Annotated in this window: 16 protein-coding genes; 8 read left to right on the top strand and 8 right to left on the bottom strand. The window is 66.7% G+C overall.

The genetic code is table 11. From position 1 onward, the window contains the following. The first annotated feature begins 52 nt into the window (after positions 1 to 52). The 8 genes from dctP to ABD104_RS18435 all read left to right on the top strand — a co-directional run bounded on the left by dctP (position 53) and on the right by ABD104_RS18435 (position 7,082). Positions 53 to 658, top strand: a complete 606-nt coding sequence (dctP, locus tag ABD104_RS18470) for a TRAP transporter substrate-binding protein DctP (RefSeq protein WP_343928021.1) — start codon at positions 53 to 55, stop codon at positions 656 to 658. Positions 659 to 672: 14 nt separating this feature from the next. Next, positions 673 to 1,182: a TRAP transporter small permease gene (locus ABD104_RS18465; protein WP_343928004.1), complete on the top strand. Its 510-nt coding sequence runs from the start codon at positions 673 to 675 to the stop codon at positions 1,180 to 1,182. After that, on the top strand, positions 1,179 to 2,498 hold the full coding sequence (locus tag ABD104_RS18460) for a TRAP transporter large permease (protein WP_343928003.1): 1,320 nt from the start codon (positions 1,179 to 1,181) through the stop codon (positions 2,496 to 2,498). Before ABD104_RS18465 ends, ABD104_RS18460 begins: the two co-directional genes overlap by 4 nt. Positions 2,499 to 2,550: 52 nt before the next feature. Beyond that, positions 2,551 to 3,060 (top strand): MarR family winged helix-turn-helix transcriptional regulator, encoded by a 510-nt coding sequence (locus tag ABD104_RS18455; protein WP_087837905.1) that lies wholly within the window; start codon positions 2,551 to 2,553, stop codon positions 3,058 to 3,060. Continuing rightward, on the top strand, positions 3,057 to 4,637 hold the full coding sequence (locus ABD104_RS18450; RefSeq protein ID WP_343928002.1) for a sulfatase-like hydrolase/transferase: 1,581 nt from the start codon (positions 3,057 to 3,059) through the stop codon (positions 4,635 to 4,637). The genes ABD104_RS18455 and ABD104_RS18450 overlap by 4 nt, the downstream gene beginning before the upstream one ends. A 208-nt stretch (positions 4,638 to 4,845) precedes the next feature. Then, on the top strand, positions 4,846 to 5,763 hold the full coding sequence (locus ABD104_RS18445) for a DODA-type extradiol aromatic ring-opening family dioxygenase (RefSeq protein WP_132979837.1): 918 nt from the start codon (positions 4,846 to 4,848) through the stop codon (positions 5,761 to 5,763). A gap of 27 nt (positions 5,764 to 5,790) precedes the next feature. Continuing rightward, positions 5,791 to 6,603 (top strand): DODA-type extradiol aromatic ring-opening family dioxygenase, encoded by an 813-nt coding sequence (locus ABD104_RS18440; RefSeq protein WP_132979838.1) that lies wholly within the window; start codon positions 5,791 to 5,793, stop codon positions 6,601 to 6,603. 59 nt (positions 6,604 to 6,662) lie between these two features. Next, the gene (locus tag ABD104_RS18435; RefSeq protein ID WP_132979839.1) at positions 6,663 to 7,082 is read left to right on the top strand and encodes a RidA family protein; all 420 of its coding nucleotides are present in this window, start codon (positions 6,663 to 6,665) and stop codon (positions 7,080 to 7,082) included. Between the two features lie 4 nt (positions 7,083 to 7,086). Here ABD104_RS18435 and ABD104_RS18430 read toward each other — a convergent pair whose 3' ends face one another. The 8 genes from ABD104_RS18430 to aqpZ form a co-directional block, all read right to left on the bottom strand. Further along, positions 7,087 to 7,959 (bottom strand): alpha/beta hydrolase, encoded by an 873-nt coding sequence (locus ABD104_RS18430; protein ID WP_343928001.1) that lies wholly within the window; start codon positions 7,957 to 7,959, stop codon positions 7,087 to 7,089. A 19-nt stretch (positions 7,960 to 7,978) separates the two neighbouring features. Next, positions 7,979 to 8,968: an ABC transporter substrate-binding protein gene (locus ABD104_RS18425; RefSeq protein ID WP_132979841.1), complete on the bottom strand. Its 990-nt coding sequence runs from the start codon at positions 8,966 to 8,968 to the stop codon at positions 7,979 to 7,981. Positions 8,969 to 9,021: 53 nt separating this feature from the next. After that, on the bottom strand, positions 9,022 to 9,807 hold the full coding sequence (locus ABD104_RS18420; protein WP_343928000.1) for an ABC transporter ATP-binding protein: 786 nt from the start codon (positions 9,805 to 9,807) through the stop codon (positions 9,022 to 9,024). Then, the gene (locus ABD104_RS18415) at positions 9,804 to 10,547 is read right to left on the bottom strand and encodes an ABC transporter permease (RefSeq protein ID WP_132979843.1); all 744 of its coding nucleotides are present in this window, start codon (positions 10,545 to 10,547) and stop codon (positions 9,804 to 9,806) included. Before ABD104_RS18415 ends, ABD104_RS18420 begins: the two co-directional genes overlap by 4 nt. Continuing rightward, positions 10,537 to 11,940 (bottom strand): amidohydrolase family protein, encoded by a 1,404-nt coding sequence (locus tag ABD104_RS18410; RefSeq protein WP_343927999.1) that lies wholly within the window; start codon positions 11,938 to 11,940, stop codon positions 10,537 to 10,539. Before ABD104_RS18410 ends, ABD104_RS18415 begins: the two co-directional genes overlap by 11 nt. A 15-nt stretch (positions 11,941 to 11,955) precedes the next feature. Continuing rightward, positions 11,956 to 12,753 carry an IclR family transcriptional regulator gene (locus ABD104_RS18405; RefSeq protein ID WP_132979845.1) on the bottom strand — a complete coding sequence of 266 codons (798 nt, stop codon included), beginning with the start codon at positions 12,751 to 12,753 and terminating at the stop codon, positions 11,956 to 11,958. 128 nt (positions 12,754 to 12,881) lie between these two features. Next, positions 12,882 to 13,241 (bottom strand): VanZ family protein, encoded by a 360-nt coding sequence (locus ABD104_RS18400; RefSeq protein ID WP_132979846.1) that lies wholly within the window; start codon positions 13,239 to 13,241, stop codon positions 12,882 to 12,884. A 75-nt stretch (positions 13,242 to 13,316) separates the two neighbouring features. Continuing rightward, positions 13,317 to 14,012, bottom strand: a complete 696-nt coding sequence (gene aqpZ / locus ABD104_RS18395) for an aquaporin Z (RefSeq protein ID WP_132979847.1) — start codon at positions 14,010 to 14,012, stop codon at positions 13,317 to 13,319. Between the last annotated feature and the right edge of the window lie 251 nt (positions 14,013 to 14,263).

The raw sequence follows: 14,263 nt of genomic DNA, 5'->3' as shown, positions 1-14,263 counted from the left end.
AACTACGCGACCCTGCCTTTCTCGGAAATCCGCAAGAACGGCAGCCTCGACTATCTCAACTCGATCATGCGGCAGAAAGGGCTGTACTACTTCGCGCGCACCGGCCGGCGATCGCATTCCCTATCACATCTATCTGAACAAGAAGATAGACAAGCCCGATCTATCCGGCCTGAAGATCCGCATCACCCCCATCTTCCGGGACTTCTTCGTCAAGCTGGGAGCAGGGGTCGTCCAGATGGCGCCGGGCGAGGTCTACACCGGCCTGGAGCGCGGGGTGGTGGACGGCTACGGCTGGCCCGCGATCGGCATCTTCGACCTGGGCTGGCAGGAGCGGACGAAGTATCGATTGGAACCGGGTTTCTACACGCTCGAGCTGGGCATCCAGTTCAGCGCCCGGCGGTGGGACAGCCTGACCCCGGAGCAGCGTGATTTCCTGCAAAAGCAGGTGGCTTGGCTGGAGAAGATGTCCCTGGACGCATCGCTGCGCGACGCGGCTGCCGATATCAAGAGGCAGTCCGAGGCCGGCATACAGCCCATCAGGCTGTCCGACGCGGACTCGGCGGCTTTCCTGGCCAAGTCGCAGGAAGCAGGCTGGGCGATGGTCTTGAGCGCCAGTCCCAGGCACGGAGCCAAGCTGCGCCAGATGATGGCGCCCTGAGGCAAGGGGCTGTCGTGAAAATCTATGTGTGGATCTTGAATGCGTTCGGCCTGCTCGCCGGATTGCTGGTGGGTGCCATGGTCATCCTGGTCAGCTACGACGTCGTCGCCCGCAATCTGGGGCTGCCGTCGTTCGCGGGGGCCATGGACGTTACCGAGCATCTGCTGCCGGTGGCCACGTGCATTGCCGCGCCATGGCTCATGTACAACCGCCAGCACATCCGTCTGGATGTGCTCAATACGCTGTCCGAGGGGATCAGATTCACGATCTTCCGGATCGCGGCGGCGATCGGCTGCGTCGTCAGCGTCGTGATCGCCTGCTACTCGGTCGCGGTGATGCTCGATGCCTACGAGGCCGAAGCGGTCGTCATGAAGAGCATCGTCTTTCCCGAATGGTTCATCTACATTCCCTTCCCCGCCTGTTTCGCGCTGCTGGCCATCGAGTGCGGCAGGCAGGCCGTGGTCGGAGAGCGGACGGACGCCGAGAATCGCGATTCGCTGCTCAAGCCGGAGAACCTGCTATGAGCTGGTGGGAAAGTCTTACGCTGCTGTTCGGGCTGCTGTCCGTGTTGCTGCTGGTCGGGGTGCCGGCCGGGTTTGCCTTCCTTGCGATCAACCTGGTCGGCGCGCTGGTCTACCTCGGCGGCACGCCTGGGCTGATGATGGTGGTGCGCAACGGCGTGGCGTCGGTCACCAGCTTTTCGCTCACGCCCATTCCCTTTTTCCTGCTGATGGGCGAGGTGCTGTTCCATACCGGCCTGGCCATGAAGGCCATCGACGCGTTCGACCGGGCGGTGCGCCGCGTTCCGGCGCGGCTGTCGATCGTGGCGGTCGTGGCCGGTACGGTGTTCTCCGCCATATCCGGGGCGACGGTGGCCACGACCGCGCTGCTCGGCAGCCTGCTGTTGCCGGAGATGCTTCGGCGCGGCTACCATCCGCGCATGGCCATGGGGCCCATCATGGCCATCGGCGCGGTGGACATGCTGATACCGCCATCGGCGCTGACCGTGCTGTTGGGTAGCCTGGCCAATATCTCGATCTCGGGACTGTTGCTGGCGGGTGTCCTGCCGGGCCTGCTGCTGTCGGCGATCTTCGTGCTGTACATCGTCGTGCGTGCAAAGATGAATCCCGAGCTCGCGCCCAGCTTCGTCCGGGAAGAGGTAGCGGGTTGGGAGCGGTGGCGTCCCCTGGTCGTGCACGTGACGCCGCTGGTTTCCATCTTCGCGGTGGTCGTCGCCTCGATGACCGCCGGGTGGGCAACGCCAACGGAATCCGCCGCGCTGGGGGCGTTGTGCACCGTGCTCGTGTGCGCGCTGTACCGCAGCCTGTCGTGGCGCATGCTGGTCAAGGCGCTGACCGGAACGGCCGCCATCAGCGGCATGATCCTCTTCATCATCATCGGCGCCACGACTTTCTCGCAGATTCTGGCGTTCTCGGGCGCGACCAACGGCCTGGTCGGCCTGGTCCAGGGCTCGGGGCTGTCGAGCTGGCTCGTGCTGGCCGTCATGATGGGCATACTCCTGGTGCTGGGGTGCTTCGTCGACCAGATAAGCATGATGCTGATGACCCTGCCGTTCTTCATGCCGCTGGTGGCGCACTTCGGATGGGATCCGCTGTGGTTCGGCGTCATGTACCTGATATGCATGCAGCTGGGCCTGCTGACCCCGCCGTTCGGCATGCTGCTCTTCACCATGCGCAGCGTGGCCCCGGCCCACATCCGCACCACGGAGATCTTCGCCGCGGCCGTGCCCTACGTGCTGTTCGGCCTGCTGATGCTGTTCATGGTCATGCTCATGCCGGACATCGCCACCGGGCTGCCGCGTTGGCTGATGGCGAGGTAGGGCCCGGGATTCAACAAGCGAGTGGCGCGCCGCCACGTCGGAGGAAAAAATCTTGATACCCGCTCCAGACAAGCAGGAACGAAGGGGAACGCCGGAAGCGGAGCTGTTCCATGTCGCCGATTGGCCCATGCACTACATGCTGGCCATCGACCGCCAGCACGTCCACAACATGGCGAAGATACTCAAGCCGTTCGATTGCTCGCCATTGATGTGGCGGGTGGTCAGCGTGCTTTCCGACCAGGACGGGCGCAGCGTGGCCGAGCTGGCCGAGACTACCGTCATCGAGCGCTCCAACCTGAGCCGCCTGCTCGATGCCATGGAGGAAGACGGCCTTGTCACGCGGTCCCACGGGGTCGAGGACAAACGCCAGACCATGGTCTATGTGACGGCGAAGGGGCGCAGCCTGTTCGAGCGGTCGCTGCCGGCGGTGCTGGGCTATTACCAGATATTCCTGGCCGATATTTCCCCACCGGAAATGACGGTCCTGATGAAGGTGATCCGGACGATCAAGCGCAACGTCATGGAGTTCGACCCCCGGCCCGACGAGGATGAAACGCCATGACCCGACCCGAGAGCACCGCGGCGCCGGTCCGCAACGTGTTGTTCATCATGTGCGACCAGCTGCGCGCCGACTATCTGGGCTGCTATGGCCATCCGTCGATCCGGACCCCCAACATCGACGCCCTGGCGTCGCAAGGCGTGCGGTTCACGCGGGCCTATTGCTCGGCGCCGACGTGCGGCCCGTCGCGCATGTCCTTCTATACCGGGCGTTCCATGACCTCGCACGGCGCCATCTGGAATTTCATGCCGCTGTCGATCGGGCAGCCGACGATCGGCGATTGGCTGCGGCCCCGTGGCGTGGAAGTGGCGTTGGCGGGCAAGACGCATTTCGCGCCGGACCTGGACGGCCTGCAACGCGTGGGAGCGCAGGTGCCGCCGGAGGCGCCGGTGCTCGAAGGCGGCTTCCTGGTGGTCGACCGCTACGAGGGGCATGCCAATCCGGGCCCCGGACATCCCTATACGAAGTACCTCAGGGCCGCGGGATATGACGTGGCCGATCCCTGGTCGGATTTCGTGATCGCCGGCGAAGACGAAGCGGGCCGTCCGGCCAGCGGCTGGGAGATGCGCAATGCGCACTACGCCGCCCGGGTCGACGAGCGGCATTCCGAGACGGCCTACACCACGGATGTGGCGATCGACTTCATCCGCCGCCAGCAGGGGCGTCCATGGCTGCTGCATGTCAGCTACATCAAGCCCCACTGGCCCTACATCGCTCCCAGTCCCTATCACGCCATGTATGGCCCGGAGGACTGCCTGCCGGCATGCCGCGACGAGGCGGAGCGCGACGACCCCCACCCCGTCTATGGCGCCTATCTGCGGCACGGCGAGTCGTCGGCATTCTCGCAGGAAAAGGTGGCATCGCACGTCAAGCCCACCTACATGGGCCTGGTCACGCAGATCGACGACCATCTCGGCCGGCTGCTCGAAGCGCTGCGCGCCACCGGCCAGTACGAGGACACGCTGATCGTCTTCACGTCCGATCATGGGGACTATCTGGGCGATCACTGGCTGGGCGATAAGGATCTTTTCCATGATCCCTCCGCCCGTATTCCCTTCATCATGGTCGATCCCCGGGCCAGGCCCGACACCCGGGGCTCGACCGTGGATCGGCCCGTCGAGTCCATCGACTTCCTGGCGACGGTGGCCGATGCGTTCGACGTGCCCCATACCGACCACGTGATCGAAGGCATGTCGCTGCTGCCTTTTTCGCGCGGGGGCGCCGGCGCGCCGTGGCGATTCGCCGCCGTGAGCGAGCTGGACTATGCCTTTCGCGAGGCCCGGGTGCTGCTGGGCCGGGACGCCCGCCGCTGCCGGGGCTACATGGTCAGGAGCGACCGCTGGAAGTACATCTACTGGGAAGGGTTCGCGCCTCAGCTGTTCGACATGCAGGAAGACCCGATGGAGTTGCGGGACGTGGCGTCGAATCCCGGGCATGCCGGCGTTCTTGCCTTGCACAAGGAATACCTGTTCGACTGGCTGCGGCACCGCAAGACCAGCCTGACCGTTCCATCCTCGCGCATCGTCGTCTCGCGGGACACCATCGAGCCGGCGCACGGGATCCGGATCGGTGTCTGGTAGGCCGGCCGCCTGCCGGCATTTCATGGGCAATCAAAGGAGATGGTATGAAAGAAGATCGGATCCAGGATGACCGTCGACGCTGCGTCGCAGCATCGAATCCGGGACGCCAGTCCCGCCATGACAGACTCGGCATTGTTCTTTCCACGCGCCCGCGAAAGAATGGGCCGTTCGGACGCGCGCCGCGCGCCGGTTCCAAGAAGGAGGTCGTATGAAAGGCTCCATCGTCGGCGGCTACCTTGCCCCGCATCCCCCACACCTGGTCTACGGCGAGAACCCCCCGCAGAACGAACCGCGTTCCCAAGGCGGCTGGGAGCCGCTGCGGTGGGCGTACGAAAAGGCACGTGCCTCGCTCGAGGCGCTCAAGCCCGATGTCCTGCTGGTCCATTCGCCCCACTGGATGACCCAGGTCGGCCATCACTTCCTGGGCGTGCCGCACCTGAGCGGAAAATCGGTCGACCCCATTTTCCCCAACCTGTTCCGCTACAGCTTCGAGCTGGACGTCGACGTGGAACTGGCCGAGGCCTGCTGCGAGGAAGCGCGCGAGGCCGGGCTGGTGGCGAAGATGATGCGCAACCCCAACTTCCGGGTCGACTACGGCACCATCACCACCCTGCACATGATGCGGCCGCAGTGGGACATCCCCATCGTGGGCCTGTCCGCCAACAATTCGCCGTACTACCTGAACACCAAGGAAGGCCTGCAGGAAATGGACCTCCTGGGCAAGGCCACGCGCCGCGCCATCGAGCGGACCGGCCGCCGCGCCGTGCTGCTGGCCTCCAACACGCTGTCGCACTGGCACTTCCACGAGGAACCGGAGCTGCCCGAGGACATGACGCGGGAGCATCCCGAGCGTTTCGACGGCTACAAGTGGGACGTGCGCGTCATCGACATGCTGCGCCGGGGCGAGGTGGACGAGTACTTCAAGCTGCAGCCCCAGTTCATCGAGGAAGCCTTCGCCGAGGTGAAGTCCGGGGCCTTCACCTGGATGTTCGCGGCGATGGGCTATCCGAACATTCCCGGCGAGCTGCACGGCTACGGCACGGTGATCGGCACCGGCAACGCCGTGATGGAGTGGAATCTGGTCGAGGCCGGTCTGGCCGATGCGCCGGCGAAGGCCGCGGCCTGACGCAGGCAATCCTGGAGAGAGAAGAACATGCCCATAGCAAGCGCATTTCTGGTGCCGGGAACGCCGCTGCCGTTGCTGCGGCGGGACAACCCCCCCTGGGAGGCCATCGCCCGCGGCTATGAAGCCGCGGGCCAGGCCCTGGCCGCGAGCAAGCCCGACGTGGCGCTGATCTATTCCACGCAATGGATCGCCGTGCTGGACCAGTTGTGGCAGACGCGCGGCCGCATCCAGGGCTCGCACGTGGACGAGAACTGGCACGAGTACGGCGAACTGCCGTTCGACATCCGCGTCGATACCGACCTGGCGAAGGCCTGCATCGCGTCCACGGCGCAGATCGGCGTGCGGTCGCGCGAGGTGGACTACGATGCCTTCCCCATCGACACGGGCAGCATCGTCGCCACGCATTTCCTGTTGCGCGGCCTGGACATCCCGGTGGTGCTGACCTCCAACAACCTCTATCACGACGGGCAGACCACCGAGAACCTGGGCCGCCTGGCCGCCCAGGCGGCGGATGCGCAAGGCAAGCGCATCGCGGTGATCGGTGTCGGGGGGCTGTCGGGTTCAAGCTTCCGCCAGGACATCGACATCGCGACCGACCATATCGTCAACGACGACGAGGATCGCGCCAACCGCGAGATGCTGGCGCTGCTGGAGCGCGGCGATGTGGCGCAGGTGCGCGAGAAGGCGCCCGGCTACGCGCAGTCCGCCCGGGTCGACATGGGGTTCAAGCATCTTTACTGGGTGCTGGGCGCCCTGGGCGGGCAGTACGGCAAGGCCCGCACCCATGCCTACGGGCCGGCCTTCGGCAGCGGCGCGGCGGTCGTCGAATTCCAGCACTAGGACGTACGTCCGGCCCCTCGCGGCATGCCGCGAGGGGTTTTCATGCAGAGAGTCCCTTCATGGCATCTTCTTCATCCGCGGTCGTGTCCGGCCGCGCGGCCCCGCTCGGCCGCTACCCGCATTTCCGGCGGGCGGGTCCTTTCCTGTTCGTGTCCGGGACCAGCTCGCGCCGGCCGGACAACACCCATGCCGGCGTCGAGATCCTGCCGGACGGCGTGCGCCGGGACATTCGCCAGCAGACCCGCGCGGTCATCCAGAACATCGCCGCCATTCTCCAGGAGGCGGGCGCGAGTCTGTCCGACCTGGTCGAGGTGTCCACGTTCCTGGTCGACATGGCCGACTTCGCCGGCTACAACGAGGTCTACAACGAGTTCTTCGGCTACGACGGACCCGCGCGCACGACGGTTGCCGTGCACCAGTTGCCGCACCCCGATCTGCTGATCGAGATCAAGGCGGTAGCCTACGCGCCGCGCGATTGAGGCCTCAGGGCGCGGTTCCGCCGCGCATCCAGGCCGATACCTTCCGGACCCATGGGTGCTCCGGGTCCGCCAGCCGCAGTGCCGTGTCGAAATGGCCGTGTCCGGGATAGACCTCGCTCGTCACGCCCGAGGGTTGGCGCGCAAGGGCCTGGGCGGCCAGGTGGTTGCTCGCGATGATGCGCGGAAAGTCGAGTTCGCCATGGCTCAGGAAGAAGGGCGTGCGGTTGCCTTCCACCTGGTGCAGTGGGCTGGCGGCCGGAGCGTCATCGGCCCGAGCCAGGAAGATCTCGTAGATGCGCGCTTCGCCGCTGCCCGGTTCGGGCGCGTCGAACACCAGGTTCAACTGCGAGCTGACGGGAAAGCAGGCCTTGATGATGTCGGCGGGCAGGCCGGCCTGTTCCAGGAGGTCGCGCCTGAGCGTCGCCAGCGCGTACAGATGGCCGCCGGCGGAATGGCCGCCCACGTAGATGCGGTCGGGACTGCCGCCGTAGTCCGCGATGTGGTCGCGGACCCAGCGCAGCGCCGCCACGCAGTCGTCCAGCGGAGCGGGAAAGCGCACGGCGGGCGCGAGCCGGTACGAGACCGAGACGAAGACGGCCGGCGTGGCGACGATCGCGGGCGCCATCAGGCCCATCCATTCCTTGTAGCCATGGCTCCACGCGCCGCCGTGCGCGAACACGAGCACGGGCAGGCCGTCCAGGTGCGCGTCGGGCTGGTAGACGTCTACCTTCTGCCAGTAGTCGCCGCCGTAGGGCAGGTCCGGCACGCAGCGGGTGCGCGCGGCCGCTTCCCGGGATAGTGCCAAGGCCTGCCGGGCATAGGCCTCGGCTTCCTCGGGATAGATGGGAGATTGGGCGGGCAGGTCGTGGAAAGCCATGGGATGGTCCAGGATGGGGTCACTTGGGAACGAAGCGCGTCGTGAACGCGGCCGGAGGGACGCTGTCGAGGAAGCCGGCGCCCATGACCTCGTTGGACAGGCGCGCGAAGTTCCCCAGGTAGCGGATGTATTCGTCGTTCCAGGTCAGCACGTAGTCCGCATTCACCCGTTCCTGCAGGATGCGGACGTTGTCGGCGTCGAAGCCGAACTGCTTGCCGTAGGCGACGAACACCTCGGGATGCGTCTTCACGTAGTTCACGGCCTCGATCCAGGCGCGGACGAAATTGGCGAGCGCCTCGGGCCGGGCTTTCATGAAGTCGTCATTGGTCGCATAGCCGGTCCATAGGAAGTCCTCGCCGACCTTCTCCTTGTAGACGTCGGCCAGGTTGCCGATGGAGCGGAACTTGCCGGAGGCGATCGCCTTGGCCGCCAGCGGGTCGAACAGCAGGGCGGCCGAGATCTCGCCCTTCTCCAGCAGTGAGGGCAGGAGACCGGGGCCGGCATACTGCAACTGGCCGCTGGTGCCGGGGTCATAACCGAAATACTTGCTGGTCAGCACCCGCAGCAACACCGTGGCCGTGCCCGCCGCGCCGGCGTACGAACCGATGCGCTTGCCCTTCAGGTCGGCCAGCGAGCGGATGGGCGAGTCCTTGGTGACCAGCACGTCCAGCGAGGCGCCGCGGCCCACCGGATAGAGCATCGTCACCGGCACTCCCTTGCTGCGGAACTGGGCGAAGGCCGTCCAGCCGCCGAAGCCGATGTCGACCTGCTTGCCGCGGATCGCGGTGAACAGGCCGTCCAGGGTCGGGTAGACCGAGTACTCCACCTTGAGCCCGTACTTCTTGTCGATGCCCTGCGACACCATGACCCCGGAGGCGATGCCGTTGACCGATTGCGCCAGGTCGCCCAACCGGATCGTGACCGGTTCGGCGGCCTGCGCGGCCGGATACCAGGTTGCCGCGGCGAGCAAAGCCAGGCGGCAAAGGCGAATTGCCAGCGATTTCCACATGCCAGTTCCTTGACGAAGATGATGGGCCGGCAGGGCCGGCGGATACGCCCGGGTCAGGGCGTGGCGGGCGCCGCGGCTTCCGCGACTTCGAGAAACAGCTTCACTACGCGGCGGTTGATCTCGAAGATCTCGGGATCGTCGTAGTCCCGCGGCCGGGCTACGGTTATGGGGATCTCCTGTTGCACCTCGCCCTGGGACATCATCAGGATGCGGTCCGAGAGGAACGAGGCTTCGTACGAGTTGTGGGTCACGAAGATGATGGTCTTGCCGGTGTCGCGCCAGATGTCCAGCAGGTCCACGCGCAGCCGCCGCGCGGTCAGTTCGTCCAGTCCGCTGAAGGGTTCGTCCATCAGCAGCACGTCGGGCTCGACGCACAGCGCGCGTACCAGCGCCAGGCGCTGGCACATGCCGCCCGACATCTGGTGAGGGTAGTGGCCGCGAAACGCTTCCAGCCGCGTGAGGCGGAAGTGGCGGTCCTTCAGCCCGGCCCATCGCGAGGCGGGAATCCGGCAACTGCGCATCGCGAAGTCGACGTTCTGCTCGGCGGTCAGCCAGGGCAGCAGGCGAGGCTCCTGGAACAGGTAGCCGATGCGCAGCGGCGGCTTGCCCGCCTTGAACTTGCGGCCGCCCACGTCGATCTCGCCGCTGTAGCGGGGGTCGAGGCCGGACAGGATGTTGAGGAAGGTGGATTTGCCGCATCCCGAGGGGCCCAGGATGCAGATGAATTCATTCCTGTGCACGACCAGGTCGAGCCCCTTGAGGACGCGCAGCGGTGCCGCGCCGTCGCGGCCGGGGAACTCCTTGACCAGGTTGCGGACGGAGAAGACGACGTTGTTCATAGTTCCACCCTCGGGCGCCAGGAGAAGAGTCGATGCTCGATCGGCTTGAGGATCGCCAGTTCGATGATCAGCATCACGATGGTGAACAGCAGCGTCCAGGCCAGCACCTGGGGCATGTCAGCCAGCTGGTACCAGTAGAAGAGCTGGAAGCCGACGCCGTTGGGGCGGCCGATGAGCTCGACCAGCACGGCAATCTTCCAGATGATGCCCAGGCCGAAACGTACCGAGGCCATGACGTAGGGCAGGACCTGGGGCAGGATCACGCGCCGGAACACGGTCCAGCGGCTGGCTTCGAACACGCGGGCCATCGCCACGAGCCTGGTGTCGATGTTCTTGACCCCTTCCCACAGGTTGATGGCGATCGAGGGGGCCGCGGTGATGCCGATGGCCACGATGGTGGCCGCCTCGTTCAGCCCGAGCCAGATGAAGCACACCAGCGCATAGCAGAGGCTGGGAACGGTCAGGCCCACCATCACCCACAGGTCCAGGGCCCGCTCGACCTGCCGGTACAGGCCCATCAGCACGCCGATGGGCACGCCTATCAGCATCGCCAGCGCAAGGCCCGCGGCCACGCGGGCCAGGGTCATCCACAGGTGGACCAGGACGTTGCCGGCGGCGATGTTCTGCGCCAGCGTCTGGAGCGTCAGCCACGGCCCGGGCAGCACCGAGGCCGGGAAGGCCAGCGACAGCAGCCACCACAGCGCGACCGCCACCGCGATCGAAACGAGCCTAATCATCATGGGGAGTTCCTTGCGGGGTCAGGGTACGGTGCCGGGGCCGGCGCACCTGGGAGCCGGCCAGGGCGCGCTCCGCCATTTCCTCGGCGCGGGCCAGCACGGCGGCTTCGTCGATCCGGGTCAGGCGGCGGCCCCGCATCAGCCATTCCCCATCCACCATCGCGTCGCGCACGTCCGTGCCGCGCGCGCTGAAGACCAGGGCGGGTTCCAGGTCGAAGGCCGGCACCAGGTGCGGCTGCCGCAGGTCGATGGTGATGAGGTCCGCCTGCTTGCCGGCTTCGAGCGACCCCGTCCTGCGGTCCAGTCCCAGCACGCGCGCGCCTTCGATCGTCGCCATGCGCAGCGCCCGCCGCGCGTCCAGCGCGTGGGGATCGGCCGCCGCGGTCTTGGCGGTGGCGCAGGCGTACTTCATGCTCTCGAACAGATCCTGGCCGCAGTTGGCGGCGGGGCCGTTGGTCGCCAGGCCGCAGTGGATGCCGGCTTCCAGGAACGGGGTCAGCGCGGGAAAGCCGGTGCCCCAGAAGAGCCGGGTCTGCGGATCGAGGACGACCGAGGTGCCGGTCTCGGCCAGCAGCGTGATCTCGTTCGGGGCAAGGTCCGATACGCCTACCGCCTGCACGTCGGGGCCGAGACAGCCGGTCTCGTGGAGCAGTTCGACGTTGCGCACCGGCCGGCCGTAGTGGCGTTCGATGATGCGGTTGAACTCGCGCGACTCGGCCACGTGCATGTGCAGGCAGATCCCCAGTTCGGTGGCGAGCGCGCGGCTGGCGCGCAGCATGGATTCGTCCAGGGTCCAGGGCAGCAGCGGGCCGAAGGACAGCCCCAGGCGTCCCTGCGCGCGGCCGTGCCAGCGGGCATGCAGGCTGCGTATCCGCTGGGCCTGCTGCGCCGGGGTCTCGACGAAGGCAGGGTCGAAGCGCATCGCCTCGAAGGCTCGGGCCACCACGCCGCGGATGCCCGTGTTTTCCATGGCGGCGAAGGCGCTGTCTTCCGGCGACACCGAGTCCGACCGGGGGGCGAACAGGTTCTCCACCACCGTCGTGTTGCCGTTCTTCAGGTTTTCGATGCAACCCAGCGTCTGCGCGGCCAGCATGGCCTCGGCGTCCAGCGCGCGCATCAGCGGCATCTGCAGGTCCAGCCAGGACAACAGGTCGGTATTGGTCGCCAGCGTGCGGCCGAAGATCATGCACAGGTGCGTATGGCAGTTGACCAGTCCGGGCATCACCACGTGGCCGGCGGCGTCGTGGCGCCGCGCGTCCAGGTCGCGGGGCAGGCCTTCCCGGGGCCCGACGTATGCCAGGCGGGAATCCTCGACCAGCACGCAGCCGCGCTCGTGGATGTCGCCGGCCTGGTTCATGGTCAGGACCACGCCGTTCTCTATCAGTATCCGCTTCATGGGAACTCCGATGGCTCAGGCGGCGGACGCGCGGCGGGACTGCGTGGCCGAGGCTGCGTCGCTGATGTGGCGTGCGGCGGCGACCACGTGCAGCACGGCCTGTTTCAGCGCCTTGTCCTGGAGACGGAAGGCCGGCGCGGCAAGCGTGATCGCGCCGATCAGCGAGCCGGACGGGAAGAAGGCCGGAGCCGATACGCTGCGCACGCCGGCTTCGATCTCGCCGTCGCTGATGGCGTAGCCCTGTTCGCGGATGGCCGCCAGGGACCGTTCCAGCGCCTGCTGGTCGATGGGCCTGCCTGCCGGCCTGGCCGCGCGCAGGCGTGGCAGGACGCGCGCGCGCTCCTGTTCCTCCAGGAAGGCGAGGTGCACCTTGGCGGAGGAGCCCAGGTGCAGCGGCACGTTGCGGACCGGGTCCACCGAGACCCGCACGGCCTGCCGGCTTTCCAGCGCCACCGTGCAGATCACGCGATCGCCGATGCGCGTCGTGAAGAGCACCGTTTCACCGCTCGTCGTGGCCAGCTCGTGCACGAAGGGTTCGGCGATGGAGGCCGAGGTGCTGGGATCCTCGCAGCTACGCACGAGATTGACGAAGGCCGACCCGAGGCGATAGTTGCCCGCTCCGTCCACGTCCTCGATCAGGCCGCGTTCGCGCAGGATCTGCAGGTAGCGATAGGTGGAACTGCGCGAGGTCCCGAACTCCCGGGCGATGGCCTGCGCGGAATGGACGGCGCCGGGGTTAACGAACGACAACCAGATGTCGATGATGCGTTCGAACGAGGGGTAATGCTCCACACCTTCTGCCTGGATCGCCATGATCGCTCCCTGCTGAGTCCGGCCATGCCGGACAAGGTGTGTCTCATTATAGGAATGCGTTTTCGCCCCTCAACGGCCAGTCCAGCCATGAGGGAATCCGGCGCTCCAATGAGGGAAAGTCCCAGGCCTCAGGCCCGTCGCTGCAATCCGATCGTGGCCACCCAGGCCGCGCACCAGCCGATCGCGATGCCCAGGCTGTCCGCGAACAGGTCCGCCCATTCCGCCGACCGGTCGGGTGTCAGGGATTGCAGGATCTCGATCAGCGCGCCATAGGCCAGGAGGCCCAGCAGGCGCGGCCAGGCGGGGCCGGGATAGGCGAAGCGCGCCAGCGCGGCCAGTACGCCGAAGCCCAGCAGGTGATTGGTCTTGTCCCACCCCGTGGTGGGCAGGGGAGTGGCGGAAGGCAGGAGGGATAGCAGGAGTATCCCCAGCGCGGCCGCCCAGAATAGCGGCTTCCATCCGCCGAAGGCGGTCAGGCGTGGATTCATCGGTGTCCGGAGTCAGGCGAAGGGCGGGGAAGGTCCCCGTCCGCCATTATCGCCGGGCTTCGAGAACGCCCCGTGTCAGTTGGTTTCTTTTTCCAGCAGGTGGCGATAGATCAGGCCGCCTATCGCGCCGCCGATCAGCGGCACGAGCCAGAACACCCACAACTGTTCCAGCGCCCAACTGCCCTGGAACACGGCCACGCCGGTGCTGCGGGCGGGATTGACCGAGGTGTTGGTGACCGGGATGCTGATCAGGTGGATGAGCGTGAGCGTCAGGCCGATGGCCAGCGGCGCCATGCCGGCCGGCGCGCGCTTGTCGGTCGCCCCGTGGATCACGATCAGGAAGAAGGCCGTCAGCACCAGTTCGCAGACGATGGCCGCGGCCAGCGTGTAGCCGCCGGGGGAATGTTCGCCGTAGCCGTTGGAAGCGAAGCCGGCGCTGGCATCGAAGCCCGCCTTGCCGCTGGCGATCAGGTACAGGACCCCGCCGGCGGCGATGGCGCCCACGACCTGGGCGATGATGTAGGGGATGGCGTCCTTGGCGGGGAAGCGGCCGCCGGCCACCAGGCCCACGGTGACCGCCGGGTTGAAGTGCCCGCCGGAGATGTGTCCGACCGCGTAGGCCATGGTCACCACCGTCAGGCCGAAGGCCAGCGCGACGCCGGCGAATCCTATGCCCAACTCCGGAAACGCCGCGGCCAGGACCGCGCTGCCGCAGCCACCCAATACCAGCCAGAACGTACCCAGGAATTCAGCGCAAAGCCTTTTGCTCATATATCCCCCATATCGTGCAGTGGTCGAGTAGCACGCGGAGCATGCACCCACTGCGGTTCATGCGCAATCGCGCCGTGATTCTATGAGGCGTTTGCGCAACGCATGGAGCGGTGTTTGGGCTTGTTTAGCGTGCGGCCGTCCGCGCAGCCGGCACCCGATCCATCCCAGCAAGAACCAGGAGCAGACATCATGCGCATCCAGGAGCCTGGGCGTACCCGTCGCGAGCTATCCGGCCGTGGCGAGGGACAAGA

It is taken from the genome of Pigmentiphaga daeguensis (assembly GCF_039523035.1).
GTDB classification, from domain to species: domain Bacteria; phylum Pseudomonadota; class Gammaproteobacteria; order Burkholderiales; family Burkholderiaceae_B; genus Pigmentiphaga; species Pigmentiphaga daeguensis.
The sequence above is the reverse complement of the archived record's forward strand: the minus strand, read 5'-3'. Positions and strand labels throughout refer to the sequence as shown.

Coding starts and splice junctions, on each gene's coding strand:
- ABD104_RS18440 (WP_132979838.1), top strand. CDS start 5,791: ATGCCCATAGCAAGCGCATTTCTGGTGCCGGGAACGCCGCTGCCGTTG.
- ABD104_RS18415 (WP_132979843.1), bottom strand. CDS start 10,547: ATGATGATTAGGCTCGTTTCGATCGCGGTGGCGGTCGCGCTGTGGTGG.
- aqpZ (WP_132979847.1), bottom strand. CDS start 14,012: ATGAGCAAAAGGCTTTGCGCTGAATTCCTGGGTACGTTCTGGCTGGTA.
- ABD104_RS18420 (WP_343928000.1), bottom strand. CDS start 9,807: ATGAACAACGTCGTCTTCTCCGTCCGCAACCTGGTCAAGGAGTTCCCC.
- ABD104_RS18425 (WP_132979841.1), bottom strand. CDS start 8,968: ATGTGGAAATCGCTGGCAATTCGCCTTTGCCGCCTGGCTTTGCTCGCC.
- ABD104_RS18460 (WP_343928003.1), top strand. CDS start 1,179: ATGAGCTGGTGGGAAAGTCTTACGCTGCTGTTCGGGCTGCTGTCCGTG.
- ABD104_RS18405 (WP_132979845.1), bottom strand. CDS start 12,753: ATGGCGATCCAGGCAGAAGGTGTGGAGCATTACCCCTCGTTCGAACGC.
- ABD104_RS18445 (WP_132979837.1), top strand. CDS start 4,846: ATGAAAGGCTCCATCGTCGGCGGCTACCTTGCCCCGCATCCCCCACAC.
- ABD104_RS18435 (WP_132979839.1), top strand. CDS start 6,663: ATGGCATCTTCTTCATCCGCGGTCGTGTCCGGCCGCGCGGCCCCGCTC.
- ABD104_RS18450 (WP_343928002.1), top strand. CDS start 3,057: ATGACCCGACCCGAGAGCACCGCGGCGCCGGTCCGCAACGTGTTGTTC.
- ABD104_RS18430 (WP_343928001.1), bottom strand. CDS start 7,959: ATGGCTTTCCACGACCTGCCCGCCCAATCTCCCATCTATCCCGAGGAA.
- ABD104_RS18400 (WP_132979846.1), bottom strand. CDS start 13,241: ATGAATCCACGCCTGACCGCCTTCGGCGGATGGAAGCCGCTATTCTGG.
- ABD104_RS18410 (WP_343927999.1), bottom strand. CDS start 11,940: ATGAAGCGGATACTGATAGAGAACGGCGTGGTCCTGACCATGAACCAG.